Annotated in this window: 16 protein-coding genes and 1 pseudogene; 7 read left to right on the forward strand and 10 right to left on the reverse strand. The window is 62.8% G+C overall.

The features are described 5' to 3' along the window. Positions 1–72: 72 nt before the first annotated feature. Positions 73–1,335 (reverse strand): formyl-CoA transferase, encoded by a 1,263-nt coding sequence (gene frc, locus LY284_RS22245; protein WP_014251283.1) that lies wholly within the window; start codon positions 1,333–1,335, stop codon positions 73–75. A gap of 129 nt (positions 1,336–1,464) precedes the next feature. After that, positions 1,465–1,701, reverse strand: a pseudogene (locus LY284_RS22250) (thiamine pyrophosphate-binding protein); the annotation flags it as partial. A 331-nt stretch (positions 1,702–2,032) separates the two neighbouring features. Here LY284_RS22250 and sucC point away from each other — a divergent pair. The 3 genes from sucC to LY284_RS22265 all read left to right on the forward strand — a co-directional run bounded on the left by sucC (position 2,033) and on the right by LY284_RS22265 (position 4,585). Next, positions 2,033–3,238: an ADP-forming succinate--CoA ligase subunit beta gene (gene sucC / locus LY284_RS22255; protein WP_014251285.1), complete on the forward strand. Its 1,206-nt coding sequence runs from the start codon at positions 2,033–2,035 to the stop codon at positions 3,236–3,238. Continuing rightward, positions 3,235–4,110, forward strand: coding sequence for a succinate--CoA ligase subunit alpha (gene sucD, locus LY284_RS22260; RefSeq protein WP_233387991.1), 876 nt, complete (start codon positions 3,235–3,237; stop codon positions 4,108–4,110). Before sucC ends, sucD begins: the two co-directional genes overlap by 4 nt. Positions 4,111–4,222: 112 nt before the next feature. Next, positions 4,223–4,585 carry a hypothetical protein gene (locus LY284_RS22265; protein WP_233387992.1) on the forward strand — a complete coding sequence of 121 codons (363 nt, stop codon included), beginning with the start codon at positions 4,223–4,225 and terminating at the stop codon, positions 4,583–4,585. Between the two features lie 119 nt (positions 4,586–4,704). Here LY284_RS22265 and LY284_RS22270 read toward each other — a convergent pair whose 3' ends face one another. The 5 genes from LY284_RS22270 to oxlT form a co-directional block, all read right to left on the reverse strand. Then, the gene (locus LY284_RS22270; protein ID WP_014251287.1) at positions 4,705–5,436 is read right to left on the reverse strand and encodes a GntR family transcriptional regulator; all 732 of its coding nucleotides are present in this window, start codon (positions 5,434–5,436) and stop codon (positions 4,705–4,707) included. Then, positions 5,426–5,647 carry a hypothetical protein gene (locus tag LY284_RS22275; RefSeq protein WP_050878456.1) on the reverse strand — a complete coding sequence of 74 codons (222 nt, stop codon included), beginning with the start codon at positions 5,645–5,647 and terminating at the stop codon, positions 5,426–5,428. Before LY284_RS22275 ends, LY284_RS22270 begins: the two co-directional genes overlap by 11 nt. A 114-nt stretch (positions 5,648–5,761) precedes the next feature. Then, a complete protein-coding gene (locus LY284_RS22280) occupies positions 5,762–6,775 on the reverse strand; it encodes a 2-dehydropantoate 2-reductase (RefSeq protein WP_233387993.1) in 1,014 nt (337 codons plus the stop codon). Between the two features lie 163 nt (positions 6,776–6,938). Beyond that, on the reverse strand, positions 6,939–7,865 hold the full coding sequence (locus tag LY284_RS22285) for a LysR family transcriptional regulator (protein ID WP_045455025.1): 927 nt from the start codon (positions 7,863–7,865) through the stop codon (positions 6,939–6,941). A gap of 6 nt (positions 7,866–7,871) precedes the next feature. Further along, positions 7,872–9,218 carry an oxalate/formate MFS antiporter gene (gene oxlT, locus LY284_RS22290; RefSeq protein ID WP_014251290.1) on the reverse strand — a complete coding sequence of 449 codons (1,347 nt, stop codon included), beginning with the start codon at positions 9,216–9,218 and terminating at the stop codon, positions 7,872–7,874. Positions 9,219–9,641: 423 nt separating this feature from the next. Here oxlT and LY284_RS22295 point away from each other — a divergent pair, with 423 nt between their 5' ends. Continuing rightward, positions 9,642–10,586, forward strand: a complete 945-nt coding sequence (locus tag LY284_RS22295; protein WP_014251291.1) for a LysR family transcriptional regulator — start codon at positions 9,642–9,644, stop codon at positions 10,584–10,586. 97 nt (positions 10,587–10,683) lie between these two features. Further along, positions 10,684–11,022 carry a hypothetical protein gene (locus LY284_RS22300; RefSeq protein WP_233387994.1) on the forward strand — a complete coding sequence of 113 codons (339 nt, stop codon included), beginning with the start codon at positions 10,684–10,686 and terminating at the stop codon, positions 11,020–11,022. 94 nt (positions 11,023–11,116) lie between these two features. Here LY284_RS22300 and LY284_RS22305 read toward each other — a convergent pair whose 3' ends face one another. After that, positions 11,117–12,568: an aldehyde dehydrogenase family protein gene (locus LY284_RS22305; RefSeq protein WP_233387995.1), complete on the reverse strand. Its 1,452-nt coding sequence runs from the start codon at positions 12,566–12,568 to the stop codon at positions 11,117–11,119. A gap of 251 nt (positions 12,569–12,819) precedes the next feature. Between LY284_RS22305 and LY284_RS22310 the strand changes: the two genes are divergently transcribed. Further along, positions 12,820–13,158: a zinc ribbon domain-containing protein YjdM gene (locus LY284_RS22310; protein WP_233387996.1), complete on the forward strand. Its 339-nt coding sequence runs from the start codon at positions 12,820–12,822 to the stop codon at positions 13,156–13,158. 10 nt (positions 13,159–13,168) lie between these two features. Here the strand turns inward: LY284_RS22310 and LY284_RS22315 are convergent, their stop codons facing one another. Beyond that, positions 13,169–13,420 carry a hypothetical protein gene (locus LY284_RS22315; protein WP_233387997.1) on the reverse strand — a complete coding sequence of 84 codons (252 nt, stop codon included), beginning with the start codon at positions 13,418–13,420 and terminating at the stop codon, positions 13,169–13,171. A gap of 305 nt (positions 13,421–13,725) precedes the next feature. On the opposite strand from LY284_RS22315, the gene LY284_RS22320 reads away from it, so the two are divergent. Beyond that, complete coding sequence (locus LY284_RS22320) at positions 13,726–14,715, forward strand: M23 family metallopeptidase (protein WP_233387998.1); 990 nt, start codon at positions 13,726–13,728, stop codon at positions 14,713–14,715. 56 nt (positions 14,716–14,771) lie between these two features. Here LY284_RS22320 and LY284_RS22325 read toward each other — a convergent pair whose 3' ends face one another. Beyond that, entirely contained in the window at positions 14,772–15,827 is a 1,056-nt protein-coding gene (locus tag LY284_RS22325) for a hypothetical protein (protein WP_233387999.1), read from the reverse strand. Positions 15,828–15,872 lie beyond the last annotated feature (45 nt).

A 15,872-nucleotide genomic window follows, 5' to 3' on the forward strand; every position in this document is an offset into this window, starting at 1 on the left:
TGTATTTAGGCGTACAGGGGCCCGCGCCGCCTCGATCGAGGCGGCGGCGGTCAAGCGTTCAAAGCGTCAGAGTCAGATCGCGCCGAGACTCTTCAATGTGGCGACCTGGTCGGGCGTGTAGCCGAGTTCGGCCATGACTTCATCGGTGTGTTCGCCGAGCAGCGGCGAGCGCACGACGTCGGTGGGGCTGTCGGACAGCTTGATCGGGTTGCCGACCGTGAGGTACTTGCCGCGCACGGGGTGATCCACTTCCACCACCGTGCCGGTCTTGCGCAGCGACGGCTCTTCGGCGATTTCCTTCATCGAGAGGATCGGGCCGCACGGAATGTCGTGCTTGTTGAGGATTTCCATCGCCTGGAACTTGGTCTTCGACATCGTCCAGCGCTCGATTTCATCGAAAATCTGCTTCAGGTGCGGCAGACGCGCGTTCGGCGTCTTGTAGTCCGGATGGTCGATCCACTCCTCCTTGCCGATCACCTTGCAGATTTCGCCCCACACCGGCGCCTGCGTGATGAAGTAGATGTACGCGTTCGGATCGGTTTCCCAGCCCTTGCACTTGAGAATCCAGCCCGGCTGGCCGCCGCCCGATGCGTTGCCCGCGCGCGGCACCGCTTCGCCGAACGTGCCGTTCGGGTACTGCGGATATTCCTTCATCACGCCGGTGCGTTCGAGCCGCTGCTGATCGCGCAGCTTCACGCGGCAGAGATTGAGCACGCCGTCCTGCATCGCGGCGAGCACTTTCTGGCCGCGTCCGCTCGTGTTGCGCTGATAGAGCGCCGTGACGATGCCGAGCGCGAGATGCAGGCCGGTGCCCGAATCGCCGATCTGCGCGCCGCTCACGGTCGGCGGGCCGTCGTCGAAACCGGTCGTCGAGGCCGCGCCGCCTGCGCATTGCGCGACGTTTTCGTAGACCTTGCAGTCTTCGTACGGTCCCGGCCCGAAGCCTTTCACCGACGCGACAATCATCCGCGGATTCAGCTCCTGGATGCGCTCCCACGTGAAGCCCATGCGATCCAGCGCACCCGGCGCGAAGTTCTCGACGAGCACGTCGCACTTCTTGACGAGCGTTTCGAGCACCTTCTTGCCTTCGGGATTCTTCGTGTCGATGGTGATCGAGCGCTTGTTGTGGTTGAGCATCGTGAAGTAGAGGCTGTCGGCGTCGGGAATGTCACGCAGTTGTTCCCGCGTGATGTCGCCCGCGCCCGCGCGCTCCACCTTGATCACGTCCGCCCCGAACCACGCGAGCAGCTGCGTGCAGGTCGGGCCGGACTGAACGTGCGTGAAGTCCAGGATGCGCACGCCGTCCAGCGCCTTGCCAGATGTGTTTACCGTCATGACTTGTCTCCCAATCTCTTACGACGTTTATAAGTTCACGTTTATTTGTACATCGTCTGCGCCATCGTGCCGGGCGCGTAGACGGTCGGATCGACCCAGATGTTGATGACCGCGCTCTTGCCTGTCTTCGCGATCGTGACGCACGTCGATGATGCGGATGCCTTCGTCCACACAGCCGTCATAGATATCGATGATGTGGCCGCCGCACAGCGTGAAAATCGTATCGACGCCTTCGTTCTTCAAAGCACGAGCGACCAGATGACCGCCCGAGATGACGCCCGCGCCGCGGGTTTTCGCTTTCAGCGTGTCTTCCGCGGTGGTGGTGGCTGGGGCGGCTTCAGGACGGCGGCCGACGATTTCGGACATTGTTGCCTCCTCCTCGACTGGGTGGTGTGCGTTCCCGCGGACGTCGCGCTTCGTCGCGGTCGATGTGATATACAATATTCCACACACAGTATTAGTCAACTGTATCCCGCTCGGCGAAAACCCTGTGATGCGCCGCACGACTGGCTGAATCGCCCGCCCCGCTTCGATTTCCAATTTTTTGACACTGCAACGCAGCAAAACTGTGTTCCTCCGACGCATCTTCGTGAAATCTATTTGACCGCCTTGAAATCTGATATACAGTATTTCAGCGCGCCACCGAGACGCGTTTTTTGTGGTCGCGCCCATCCCACTAGAGGACTTAGGAGACGCAATGAACATCCACGAATATCAGGCGAAGGCGCTGCTGCGAAAGTACGGCGTCGCGGTTCCGGAGGGCCGCGTCGCCTTTTCCGCGACGGAGGCCGCCGACGCGGCCAGCGCGCTGGGCGGCCCGGTCTGGGTCGTCAAGTCGCAGATCCACGCGGGCGGCCGCGGCGCGGGGCGTTTCGTCAACGATCCGGACGGTAAAGGCGGCGTGCGCGTCGTGAAATCGGTCGATGACGTGCGCGACAACGCGCAGAAAATGCTCGCGTCGGTGCTCGTGACGAAGCAGACCGGACCGGCCGGCAAGGAAGTCAAGCGTCTCTATATCGAGGAAGGCTGCGATATCGCGCGCGAGCTGTATCTCGGCATGCTGGTCGATCGCGCCACGTCGCGCATCACGATCATGGCGTCGACCGAGGGCGGCATGGAAATCGAGGAAGTCGCGCATCACACGCCGGAGAAGATTCTGAAGGTCGCGATCGATCCGGCCACGGGGCTTCAGCCCTTTCACACGCGTCAGATCGCGTTCGGGCTCGGGCTCACCGGCAATCAGGTGAAGGCGGCGTCGAAGTTCATCACGGCGCTGTACCAGGCCTTCGTCGATCTGGACGCGTCGATCGTCGAGGTGAATCCGCTCGTCGTGACCGGCTCCGGCGACGTGATGGCGCTCGACGCCAAGCTCAATTTCGACGACAACGCGCTGTATCGCCATCCCGACATCGAAAAGCTGCGCGACGAAGACGAGGAAGATCCCGCCGAAATCGAAGCGGCGAAACACGGCCTCAATTATGTGAAGCTCGACGGCAACATCGGCTGCATGGTGAACGGCGCGGGCCTCGCAATGGCCACGATGGACATCATCAAGCTCTATGGCGGCGAACCCGCGAACTTTCTCGACGTCGGCGGCGGCGCAACGCAGGAGCGTGTCGCGACCGCGTTCAAGCTGATCCTGCGCGATCCGAAAGTGCAAGGGATTCTCGTCAACATCTTCGGCGGCATCATGCGTTGCGACGTGATCGCGCAAGGCGTCGTCGCGGCGGCGCGCGAGGTCGATCTGCGCGTGCCGCTCGTCGTGCGCCTCGCCGGCACGAACGTCGATGCGGGCCGCGAGATTCTGCGCGCGTCCGGACTCGCCATCATCCCCGCCGAAAACCTCGCCGATGCCGCCGACAAGATCGTCACGGCCGTCGCCCAAGGAGGAACCGCCAAATGAGCGTGCTGATCAATAAAGACACGAAAGTGATTTGCCAGGGCTTCACCGGCGCGCAGGGCACGTTTCACTCGGAACAGGCGATCGCGTATGGCACGCGCATGGTCGGCGGCGTGACGCCGGGCAAGGGCGGCACGACGCATCTCGACTTGCCCGTGTTCGACACCGTCGCCGATGCGGTCGCGAAAACCGACGCGGACGCTTCCGTGATCTACGTGCCGCCGCCCTTCGCCGCCGATGCGATTCTCGAAGCCATCGACGCGGAAGTGCCGTTCATCGTCTGCATCACGGAAGGCATTCCGGTGCTCGACATGCTGCGCGTGAAGCGCGCGTTGAGCGGCTCGCAAAGCCGGCTCGTGGGGCCGAACTGTCCGGGCGTCATCACGCCGGGGCAATGCAAGATCGGCATCATGCCGGGCCACATTCATAAGCCGGGGAAAATCGGCGTCGTGTCGCGCTCGGGCACGCTCACGTACGAGGCCGTCGCGCAGACGACTGCGGCCGGGCTTGGGCAGACGACGTGCGTCGGCATCGGCGGCGATCCGGTGAACGGCACGAACTTCATCGACTGCCTCGCGCTTTTCCTGGAGGACGACGCGACCGAAGGCATCATCATGATCGGCGAAATCGGCGGTTCGGCGGAGGAAGATGCGGCGCAGTTCCTGAAGGACGCGAACACGAAGAAGCCGGTGGTCGGCTTCATCGCGGGAACGACCGCGCCGCCGGGACGCCGCATGGGTCACGCGGGGGCGATCATCTCGGGCGGCTCCGGCACGGCGTCGGCGAAGATCGACGCGATGAAGTCGGCGGGCATTCACGTCGCCGATTCGCCCGCCGCGCTCGGCGAAACGATGGTGCGCGCGATGAACCGGTAATCGCGCGATCAGGCGGGGCGGCATGGGCGGCCGCCCCGCGTCACACTTTTCAACAGTTTGCAGAGAGGCATCTCTTAGACTGCGAGGTTCTCAGTCTTATTGAATGTCGCTCATGATGCGTTTCTTCCACCTCGCCATCGCGGCGCTGTCGCTTGCCGTCTGTTTCGAGCAGGCGATGGCCCAGTCGCTTTCTCCGTCCTTCAGCGATCCTTCCGCCCCTTCCCGTTTCGAAGGCAGCGCCGCCGCGAACCTGAAGAATCCGCCTGCGCCGCCCAAGAACGCGGTCCGCTGCCAGACTCACAGCACGCAAGCCCCGCAGAGCTTGTCGGGCGGGACGCTGACGGGCACAACGCCGCAGCGCGGCGCTTCGTTCTCGATCAAGCCCGACGGAAGCACCTCGCTCACGCAGCAAACCGACGACAAGGGCTCGCAGATGCCGATGCAAACCACGCAGCTCGACTGCACGCACGACTAAGGCCGTGCTCGATCGCCGCAGCGAATGCGCCGATCGTCCGACAAGAAAAAAGGGCCGCCCGGCAGTTGCCGCGCGGCCCTTTCGCATTGCTTCCGACGCTTTGGCGCGTCAGCCCAAACTCAATCCAGAAAGTCGCAGTTCGCCTCGACAAACGCGGCGAGATCCAGCGAATGCTGCTTGACGAGCCGCTCGACCAGTTCCGTGTCGCGCTTTTCGAGCGCCTCGATGATGCGCATGTGATCGACGATCGAGCGCGACGCGCGGTCGCTCTGCGAGATCGTCATCTTACGAATGGCGCGCACGTGGACGAAGATGTTCTTGATCGTCTCGAAGATGATTTCCGACTTCGCCAGCCGCACGATCGCGGAGTGGAACGCGATATTCGCATCCGAGTACTCGTCGATATGCTCGGCGGGCGTCGAGTCGCGGAAGTTGTCGAACATGTGGCGCAACTGGGCGATTTCCTCGTCCGATGCGCGCTGCGTCGCGAGGCGCGCCGCCATGCTCTCCAGCGCCGCCCACATGTGGATCATCTCCACGATCTCGCGCTTGGTCTTGCGCAAGATATACACGCCACGGCGCGGCACCGTGCGCAGGAAACCCTCCTGCTCCAGCAGCGTCATGGCTTCGCGGATCGGCGTACGCGAGACGCCGAGCGCTTCAGTCAGCTCTTTCTCGTCGAGACGGATCTCTTCCCGCGAGCGGTAGATGTCCGCCTCGGCGATTGCCTGCCGCAGCTTCGCGTACGCCTGGTCACGCAGCGAAACCGTGGCGTTGATCGGTTCCAGCGAAAGCGTGAGCCCCGACGTGCGAACTTCCGGCCGTTCTACGGATTGAGTATCAGATGGCATTGATGGCTTGATTTCCCAAGTGCGGACGGCCTGCGTGGACACGCTTGCCCGAACCGCCGTTCTGATCCTCCGCCGCGAGACCGGCGAAGCGACCGTGATCCTGTGCGCGCTGCAGCATGCTCTGCGGCACCGACGACGCAATCATAAACGTAACACCCACACCAACGGCAACCAGCGCGAATCCGACGACAACCAACAGGGCGATGCTCATTTCAGGCTCCGGTTAAATCACTCAAGAGCCCTCAGTATATGCTGCATCGCAACAGCATGCAAGATATTTTGCATCTTGTATATCAGAAACAACGCTGGTGCCTTCGTCTGCAGTTTAGGCCGCTTTTTGCGATTGCGGGAGCGGCAACGCCTTCGCCGTACCCTGATTCACGCCCTCGCGCAGCTTGATCAATGCAAGAACCGCATCAAGCATGGGCGTGTCAACGTGAACGAGTCGGCCGATTTCCTGCACCACCGTCATCAGCGGATCGATTTCCATCGGGCGTCCGGCTTCGCAGTCCATCAGCATCGACGTCTTGTGAGCACCGACCGCGCCCGCGCCGTTGATGCGCCGCTCCACGTCGACGCGGAAATTCACGCCGATCTTGTCGCCGATGGCCTTCGCCTCCAGCATCATCGCCTTGGACAGAGCGCGCGTGCCCGGATCGCTCGTCAGCACGTCCAGCGTCGCGCCGGTCAGCGCGCTGATCGGGTTGAAGCAGAGGTTGCCCCAGAGCTTGAGCCAGATTTCATCGCGGATGTTGTCGCGCATCGGCGCTTCCATGTCGGCTTTCGCCATCAGGTCGTGCAGCGCCTGGAGACGCGGCGTGATTTCGCCGCTCGGCTCGCCGATGGGGAATTTCTTGCCGTAGTGATGCTCGATGACGCCCGGCTCCGCGATCTCGGCCGCCGGCAGCAGCACGCAGCCGATCGCCCTTTCCGGCCCGAACACGTCCCACTGGCGGCCGCCCGGATCGACGCTCTGCAATTTCGTGTTCTCGAGCTCGCCGCCGTGCTTGTAGAAGTACCAGTACGGCAGGCCGTTGACCGCGGTCACGATCGCGGTTTCCGGCCCGAGCAGCGGCGGAATCAGGTCGACGACGCCTGGAATCGAATGCGCCTTGAGCGCGATGATCACGAAATCCTGCGGACCGAGCTCGGCGGGATTATTCGTGCAGCGCACCTTGACGGTGTGCTCCTCGCCATCGATCCGAAGCTTGACGCCGTTCGCCTGCATCGCCGCCAGATGCGGCCCGCGCGCGACGAAACTGACGTCCGCACCGGCGCGCGCCAGTTGGGCACCCATATAGCCGCCGATCGCGCCGGCGCCGTACACGCAGATTTTCATGGTTCGTCTCCTGAGGGTTGTAGCCTTATAGCCTTCTGATATACAAGATACTACATTCCGTATTGAGCAAGAACAAGGCGAATCGTGCGTTTGCGGACGAGCGAAAACCCGCATGCGCGAATGTGCGCCGCGGGTTGGCAAGGCGAATGGGAAAGCGCGCCGCTCAGGCTTCGACAGCCTGACTCACGATGAGAGTATGCGACGACGACGCGATGAAGTGTGACCAGACGTTCGCCGCGCTCGCGCGCAAGGCGCGGCCCTTGCGGCGCACGAGCACGATGGTGCGCGACGCGTCGGGCGCGAGCGGGATGAAGCGGGTCTGCGCGCTGTCGCAGGCGGCGCGCGCGTGCATCGGCAGGACGCCGACGCCCAGGCCGGCTTCGGCCATGCGCGCCACGGCCGCCGGCTGCGTGAGCCTTTGACGCACCGCGCCGGTCACGCCGTGCAGCGCGAGCGCGGCTTCGATGGCGTTGAGGCTGCCGGTGTCGTCGTCGAGAAGAAGGAGCGGTGTGCCGCGCAATTGCTGCCAGTCGATGCTCGACGCGCCGCTCAGCCGGTGCGACGCGCCGACGACCGCCGCGAGGCCATCGGAGAAAAGAGGTTCGGCGGCGAGTTCGTCGAGATGCTCGGGCGCGATGACCACGCCCAGTTCCGCCTCGCCCGAACGCACCAGTTGCAGCACGGCGTTCTGCGGCCGGTCCATGACGACGACGGTGGTGTCCGGCAGACGCTCGCGGCAGGAAGCGAGCATCGCGGGCAGCACGCTCGCCGTCAGACCGCAACTGCTTGCGAGATTCACGACGCCCGGCTCGCCGCCCTCCTGCGCGCGCGGCCGCAGCGTCGCCTCCAGTTCCTCGACGAGCGGCGCGATGCGCGCGAGCAGCTTGCGGCCGGTGTCGGTGAGCGCGACCTGGCGCGTGGTGCGATCGAAAAGCCGCAGCGCGATTTCATCTTCGAGTTCGCGGATGCTGCGGCTGACCGCCGATTGCGTGATGCCGAATTCGTCGCCCGCGCGCGTGAAGCTGCGATGCCGCGCGAGCGTGACGAACAACCTCAACTGATGCAGCGATACGCTCGGCGGCTGCGTCATCGCGGATTACTGGACCGTGTTGCGCGATGCGTCCCAGCCCGACTGGAACGACGCGTTCACCGAAGACTCCGCCGACGTTTCCGCGACCGTGTTCTCGATCCAGCGCTTGCGCATCGGCGCGAGGATGAACTTCGCGCACAGGCCCGCCGCGATCGACGTGATCGCGGTAGCGATGAACACCGCGTTCCACGAGCCGATCGACGCCAGCACCGAGGCGAGCGGCACCAGCATCGACGCCGTGCCCTTCGCCGTGTACAGCGTGCCGGCGTTGGCGGCGGCGTACTTGCTGCCGAAGGTGTCGGCGCAGGTCGCGGGGAAGATCGAGAAGATTTCGCCCCAGCAGAGGAACGTCATCGCCGCGAACAGCATGAAGAGATACGGATTGTGGCCAAACTCCATCAGCCCGAGCAGCGCCACGCCTTCACCGAGAAAGATGATGAACATCGTGTTCTCGCGGCCGATCTTGTCCGAGATGAAGCCGCACAGCGGACGCGTGAAGCCGTTGCACAGGTTGTCGATGGACAGCGTCATCGCGAGCAGCGGCAGCGTCACGCCGAGGATGCTCACCGGCATGCTTGCGAACCCGTATTCCTTGGCGATCGGCCCGAACTGCGCGGTCGCGATCACGCCGCCCGCCGCGACGAACACGAACATCAGATACAGCACCCAGAAGAGCGGCGCCCGTACCATCTGTCCGGTCGTGTAGTCGATCTTGGTCGCGACGATGCGCTTGGCCGGCACGATGCTCGCCGGCGGATTCGGGCGCACCAGCATCAGCGCGAGCACGAAGATGCACACGCCCTGCAGGATGCCGAAGAACATGAATGCATGCTCGTAGCCGGCGCTCTGGATCATCCTCGAGATCGGAATCACGGTGACGGCCGCACCCGCGCCGAAGCCTGCTGCGGTCAGGCCGGCCGCGAGACCGCGCTTGTCCGGGAACCACTTGAGCGCCGTGCCCACGCACGTCCCGTACACACAGCCCGCGCCTATGCCCGCAACGACCGCGCCAATGTAGAGATGGATGAGACTCGTCGCGTGCGCGTCGATGATCCAGCCGAGCGCCGCGCAGATCGAGCCGCCGATGACGACCGGCCGCGGCCCGAACTTGTCGACGAGCCAGCCTTCAACCGGCACGAGCCATGTTTCAGTGACGATGAAAATGGTGAACGCGGTCTGAATCGCCGCCTGACCCCAATGGTGCTTCGCATCCATCGGTACGACGAATAGCGTCCATGCGTACTGCAGGTTGGCCACGAGGCCCATGCATATGATGCCGATCACCAACTGGAACCATCTGTTGTGATGACGCCCGTGCGATTGCCCGGACACAATCGTGTCTGCGCTTGCCATGTCTGTCTCCGTTATCTGTCTCAGCGCTCGTTCGGCGCTTGATGTGCTGCGAGAACACCGGCGCTTTTTGCGTCGGCGGCGAGCGGTCGGTCAGGGGAAATGCTCGGTCCAGGCGGCATGGGCGTGAGGCCGCCGGTCGCGGGTATTGCGCAGGTCGCGCATGCCGCGTGAGTGGCGTTGGGCGATCGATTCGCACATCGGGCAAACATCCGCGTCAGGCGATCGACGAATCATTTTCAAGCGATTCCCAATGAAGTCCGGATAGTTAGCGGCCTTTGCAGGCTTCGTGTGGTGCGGGGCGATGCGTCCGCCTTACATAACTGGCGGGACGTGAAAGCATCGTGGGGGAGAAAAACGATTAAGGAAAGTTAGAAAAAGTTATTGTATAAATTAGCTATCGTTAATGGATGAGGGACCGCCGTGCTGCGTAATGCCACCCTGCGTCAGTTGAAGATCTTCGAAACCGTCGCGCGGCGGTTGAGCTTTTCCCGTGCCGCCGAGGAGCTCTATCTCACGCAACCTGCCGTCTCGACCCAGGTGAAGCAGTTGGAGGAGCATGCCGGTTTGCCCTTATTTGAGCAATTAGGGAAAAAAATCTATCTGACGCCGGCGGGGAATGAAATGCTTCATTACAGCCGCGCGATCCTGGAGCAGTTTCGCGAAGCCGACGACGCCATGGCGCGGCTCAAGGGCATTTCCGGCGGCACGCTCAACGTCGCGGTGATCAGCGCGGGCGACTACTTCTTCCCACGGCTCCTCGCCGCCTTCACGCAGCGCAACACCGATGTGCGGCTCAATCTTGCGGTGCACAATCGTGAAGAACTGCTTCATCAGCTGACCGACAATCTCACCGATCTCGCCGTCATGGTGCGTCCGCCGCGCGACATGGACACGGTCAACGTTTCGTTCGCGCCTCATCCGTACGTGATCGTGGCGCCGCCGGATCATCCGCTCGTCGGGCGCCGGAACATTCCGCTCGAAGCGCTCGCCGACGAGCCGTTCATCGTCCGCGAGCGCGGCTCGGATACCTGGAATTCGATGGAGGAGGGGTTCGCCGGTCGGCTCAGTAATCTGAACGTGGCAATGGAAATCACGAGCACGGAGACGATCAAGCAGGCGGTGATCGCGGGCATGGGCCTGAGCTTCCTATCCGCGCACACGATCAGCATGGAGTTGCAGGTGGGCAAGCTCTCCGTGCTCGACATCGAGGGTTTTCCCGTGATGCTCAACTGGTTCGTCGTGCATCGGCATAACAAGCGCCTGCCGCCCGTGGCCCTCGCATTCAAGCAATTCCTTATCGACGAAGGCGCGGCGCAGATCGAAGCGATCACGCAGATCGTCGCGACGACGGGCAAACCCAATGCATAAGCATTAGCGAATAAATAAGCGAAAAAAGTTTAACTATCGTATATGGATCGACTTTTCTATCCTGTTTTCATGCCCCACGGCCATACAGGAGACGATCATGATCCATGCAACGTACAACGATGACCGCGAAGTTCAGGCGCAAGTCTGCGCGTTCAATACCGCTTTCGAAGAACTCGACCTGATGTTCCGTTGGGATACGCAGACGTATCGCTCGCTCGCCTCGGCGGACAGCGACTACGGCAAGATCGCGCAGTACATCGAAATGCATTGCGCGCATCTGCTGAAGGCATACAGCGCCGAGTTTCTGTGCCAGGCGATCGTCGAGCGCAAGAATTCGACGATCGAGGCATGCCGGCAAAACACGGTTCAATACGAAGACAGCACGCAGCGGGCGCGGCTTTGGCGGGCGCGCAACGAGGAAACGGCACGCGCCTGATTTTCACTTCCTGTTCTATCAGGGCGGTCCGATCAGTCGGACCGCCCTTTTGCGTTTGTTCGTTCGCCGCGGTTGCCCGCGGCGAACGTGAAACTCAAGGCGCAAGGGCGACCCAGACCGCCTTCGGCTCCGTGAAGTTCTCGATGGCGACATCGCCATGTTCGCGGCCGAATCCCGAATCGCCTCCGCCTCCCCACGGCAGGCGCACGTCCGTGAAGCCGTAGGTGTTCACCCAGACCGTGCCCGCTTTCAGTTCCGCCGCCATGCGATGCACGCGGCCGATATCCGCGCTCCACACGCCCGCTGCGAGGCTGTACGCGGTGCCGTTCGCGATGCGCAGCGCGTCGGCTTCGTCATCGAAGGGAATCACGCTGGCGACCGGCCCGAAGATTTCTTCCTGCGAGATGCGCATCTCGTGCTCGACGTTCGCGAACACCGTCGGCTCCACGAAGTAGCCGCGCTCGCCCACCCGACGCCCGCCGGTGACCAGCGACGCGCCCTCTTCCCGGCCGATATCCACGTAGTCGAGCACGCTCTTCATCTGCTTGGCGGAGATGACCGGCCCCATGTTGGTTTCCCGCTTGGACGGATCGCCGAGCTTGATGGTCTGCGCGCGCTCGGCGAGCCGCTCGACGACTTGATCGTAGACGGCGCGCTGCGCGAGAATGCGCGAGCCCGCCGAACAGACCTGGCCCGCGTTGAAGAAGATGCCCGACGCGGCCGCGCGCACCGCACTATCGATATTCGCGTCCGCGAAAATCACGTTCGCCGACTTGCCACCGAGCTCCAGCGTGACACGTTTGAAGTTGCCCGCCGCGCCCTGCAGGATGCCGCGCCCGACGGACGGCGAACCGGTGAACGTCACCTTGTCGACGCCCGGATGCGCGACGAGCGAATCGCCGACGACCGAGCCTTTTCCCGTCACGATGTTGAGCACGCCCGGCGGCACGCCCGCTTCGAGCGCGAGCCGTCCGACCATCAGCGCGGAGAGTGGCGTGATTTCGGCGGGTTTCACGATCAGCGTGCAGCCGCACGCGAGCGCGGGCGCGATCTTCCACATGCCGATCATCAGCGGGAAATTCCACGGCACGATGGCCGCGACCACGCCGACCGGCTCGCGCACGGTATAAGTCAGCGCGTCGGGGCGCGCGGGCACGACCTGGCCATTGATCTTGTCGCACCAGCCGGCATAGTACGTGAGCGTATCGATGGCGGCGGGCACGTCCTGACGCTGCACGCCAGCGATGGGCTTGCCCGCGTCGAGACTTTCCAGTGCCGCGAGTTCCTCCTGATTTTCGCGCAGCAGTTCGGCCAGCTTCATGAGGATGCGGCCCCGCTCGGCGGCGCGGATCGCGTTCCACGGTTTGAGCGCGGCACGCGCTGCCTGCACGGCGCGATCGACATCAGCCGACGTGCCTTGCGCGACGCGCGCGATGGGGTTTTCCGTCGCAGGATCGAGGTTCGTGGAGTAATCGCCCCCGCTCGGAGGAACGAACTCGCCGTTGATGAGCAACTCGTAGCGCTTCAAATCCGCAGTGCTTTCCATGTCTTGCTCCATGTGCTTTTACGAACCACTTCATGTTGGGGCAGAAAAAGCATCCATGAAAGCAAAACATTCTTATTGTTTGCATAGGGCGGAATGTATGAACGGATATAGCGCCGCTTTTTCCGATATTCGATGCCGATGTAGAAATTGCGGGCGGCTCCCGCCGTTCGACCAATAAAGAGATGGCTTGCCGGCCCGTGCGCCGGGCGGCGCTATACTGCGGGCCTTTCAACGCACCTAAGCATCGACGAATGAGCGCATTGCCTCCCTGCCCGGTCTGTCACTCGGAATTCACCTATATGGATCGCAACCTCTTCATATGCCCGGATTGCGCTCACGAATGGTCGAGCGCCGCTGCGGCTGCGGAACCGGAGGGCAGGATTTATCGCGACAGCGCTGGAAACCTTCTTCAGGACGGCGATACGGTCACGGTCATCAAAGACCTGAAACTGAAAGGTTCGGGCGGCGTGATCAAGATGGGCACCAAGGTGAAGAATATCCGCCTGGTCGACAGCGATCACGATATCGATTGCAAGATCGACGGCTTCGGCGCGATGAGCCTGAAGTCGGAATTCGTCAGGAAAGCGTGAGTTTGCTGGGTCAGCCGGTCCGCCCGACGCGGAACCGCATGGGCAGGCACTGTACGATCAGGTGCAACAGAAGCGGCACCAACACGCCATCGTCCACGATGCCCATCAGCGGAACGGCGATATTGAAAGGCGCGAGCGCATAGAGCGCCAGCAGCACCGTCGCGGGCAGCAACCACCGCGGCCGGTCGGGCCGGCGAAGCGCGCGCCATAGCACGCGTCCATCGTTTTTAACTATCTTCCACAACACGATCAGCCGCTTCACGTCCGGGTATCCTTCATTGGTTCAAACGCATTAACTATCGACATCGTACTCCTTTCGGCTGGCGCGTTTCGCACGCGTTTCATTTCGTAGTCCGAATATATGAGCTGCATGCGATCGTAGGATCTTCCATCGACGCCGCGTATAGGAAAGGTCCGAGACACCGAAAGAATGCCGACTGCGAACAAGCGGGCATGCTACTCGTACCGGACGCGTACTCATCCCAAATTTATCTGAATTGTCCGATAGGCCGCGATCCGCGGCATCCCTACCATCTCAATAATGGCATTGGTTAGTGGGAGGTAGGGTTGGAAACAGTTCTCTCGCGCTCGAAAAACGATCTGTACATCGTGATGCGTCGTGGCGCGCTGCGCACCATCGTCGGCACAGCTTGCTCGGCAGTCATGCTTGCGTTGGCCCTCGGAGTTGCGCTGGGGCATAGTCGCACAGAGGCGCCGCGTGTTTATCGCGAACCTCCGCGTCCTGCCGTTGCCGCCGCGCCCTACACGGCGGCCGAGTTCGCGCGTCTGCAGGCCGCGAATGCCTCGCTGGATGCGCGCGTCGAGCGGCTCGCCACGCAACTCGACACCCTCAGCGCCTTCGATCAACGGCTGCGTGCACGATTGCCACGCGCCAACGCGACCAGCACGGCGGCGTCAGCGCGCGCGTCTTATGGTGGTGCCATGGGCGGCCCCGAGTTACCGCCCCGCCCCTGCTCGGCGGCCGGCGCGCTTTCCACTCCACAAGTCACTCGCGCGGAACTCGACTGCATCTCGACGACCGTTGACGCACTCGAACAAGGTGCGGCCTCGCACGAGGCAGCGTGGAAGGCCTTTCCCGGGCGCCGCCCGATTGCATTCGGGCGCACCAGTTCATTGTTTGGCAATCGTCTCGACCCGTTCACGCACCATCTGAGTTTCCATCCAGGCATCGACATGGCTGCGCCGATGGGCACGCCTATTCTCGCTGCGGCCGGCGGGCGCGTGACTCACGCCGGGCCGATGCCCGGCTATGGCAACGCCGTCGAGATCGATCATGGCAACGGCGTCATCACGCGTTACGCTCATGCGTCGAAGATCGAAGTGCGCGTCGGGGAGAGAGTGCAGCCAGGCGAGCCGATCGCCGAGGTTGGTTCGACGGGTCGCTCGACCGGGCCGCATTTGCATTTCGAGGTGCGCGTGGATGATCGGGCGGTTGATCCGGCGGATTATTTGGCGTTGTTTGCGGGGAATGATGACCTCGGAAGCAGGCGGAAGGCTGGAGACGCGAAGCGGTGCTGCGAGGAACGCCAATCGTGAACTGGGTATTGCAAGACTGACGGGTTCCCACAACCTTCCGGCATGTCACCTCGCGCTCAACCATCAATATCGTAGCGTTTGCGCTTTACGCCGCGTTTCGAGATCCCGAGTCGCCAACAGTTCATGCACCAACTACCCTGAAGGACAGAACTCGGCGCTGCGTCCCAGACGTGTCCTCGATGGCACTCCCAGGTCAGCTTGGCATTGCTATTCTGATATTCGACGCTCAGGCACCGTCCCCCACGTGAAAGGGCCACTTCTTGCATCTGCTCTAACGTCGAGCGCTGCTGATCGTCCGCGCATCGCTTGCACCACGAAACGTTCAACACCACGCCGCCTTCTGTTTCCCATTCGTGGCCTCGCGCGCATCGGAAGCGATACTGCTTGAGTCGGCCCGTGTAGGCGTTCGTCAAGCATGCGCCGCCCCGCGCCTCGGCAGTGGCTTGCAAACGATCCAGCCCATCGGCCGTTCGCAGAGACGCGCCCCGCTGCTGTGCCGCACACTGCGCGCACCAGTGACCGGCCAGCAGATGCGAACCCGTTGTCTTCCACCGATGCCCCTCGCCACACTCGCACTCATACTCGCCGGTCGTCCCCACGTAACGCAGCGCCAGGCAACGGCCACCTTTCGCGCAGGCGGCCGCCTTTAGCCGCTCAAGTCCATCGGCGCTGCGGCTGCGCTGCCCTGCTGCCGCACGGCTACACTGCGGACACCAACTGCCCTCGCTGATCTTTCGGCCTTGCGCTTCCCATTCGTGACCGTTCGCGCATCGCAAGCGATAACGTTCCAGCAGCCCGGTGAACGCACCTGACACCAACGTGCCGCCGCGCTGCGTCACCGACGCCATCCAGCGTTCACGAATCTCATCGGCCTCGCACCCGGGGCAGCCGGGCTGGTGATAAAACACGGTCGCCGCATGGCGTTCGAAACGGTGTCCGTTGGCACATTCAAAGTTGTAGCGGGCGGTATAGCCCGCCCATTCCTGTGACAGGCAGCGCCAGCCGAGTTCGGCCGCGCGCTGATGTAATTTGGCAAGTGAGGGGTGGGTTTCTGCCACGCCGATCCTTTGGCTCGCATCGGGCGGGTTGCCCGGCGTCTTGCGTTGCGACATCTTGCTTAAGTCTCCTGAACGAACTTAGGACTGCATGATCGGCCG

Origin of the sequence: Caballeronia sp. PC1 (genome assembly GCF_021353155.1) — a bacterium.
Taxonomy (GTDB): Bacteria; Pseudomonadota; Gammaproteobacteria; order Burkholderiales; family Burkholderiaceae; genus Caballeronia; species Caballeronia cordobensis.

Coding starts and splice junctions, on each gene's coding strand:
- frc (WP_014251283.1), bottom strand. CDS start 1,335: ATGACGGTAAACACATCTGGCAAGGCGCTGGACGGCGTGCGCATCCTG.
- sucC (WP_014251285.1), top strand. CDS start 2,033: ATGAACATCCACGAATATCAGGCGAAGGCGCTGCTGCGAAAGTACGGC.
- sucD (WP_233387991.1), top strand. CDS start 3,235: ATGAGCGTGCTGATCAATAAAGACACGAAAGTGATTTGCCAGGGCTTC.
- LY284_RS22265 (WP_233387992.1), top strand. CDS start 4,223: ATGATGCGTTTCTTCCACCTCGCCATCGCGGCGCTGTCGCTTGCCGTC.
- LY284_RS22270 (WP_014251287.1), bottom strand. CDS start 5,436: ATGCCATCTGATACTCAATCCGTAGAACGGCCGGAAGTTCGCACGTCG.
- LY284_RS22275 (WP_050878456.1), bottom strand. CDS start 5,647: ATGAGCATCGCCCTGTTGGTTGTCGTCGGATTCGCGCTGGTTGCCGTT.
- LY284_RS22280 (WP_233387993.1), bottom strand. CDS start 6,775: ATGAAAATCTGCGTGTACGGCGCCGGCGCGATCGGCGGCTATATGGGT.
- LY284_RS22285 (WP_045455025.1), bottom strand. CDS start 7,865: ATGACGCAGCCGCCGAGCGTATCGCTGCATCAGTTGAGGTTGTTCGTC.
- oxlT (WP_014251290.1), bottom strand. CDS start 9,218: ATGGCAAGCGCAGACACGATTGTGTCCGGGCAATCGCACGGGCGTCAT.
- LY284_RS22300 (WP_233387994.1), top strand. CDS start 10,684: ATGATCCATGCAACGTACAACGATGACCGCGAAGTTCAGGCGCAAGTC.
- LY284_RS22305 (WP_233387995.1), bottom strand. CDS start 12,568: ATGGAAAGCACTGCGGATTTGAAGCGCTACGAGTTGCTCATCAACGGC.
- LY284_RS22310 (WP_233387996.1), top strand. CDS start 12,820: ATGAGCGCATTGCCTCCCTGCCCGGTCTGTCACTCGGAATTCACCTAT.
- LY284_RS22325 (WP_233387999.1), bottom strand. CDS start 15,827: ATGTCGCAACGCAAGACGCCGGGCAACCCGCCCGATGCGAGCCAAAGG.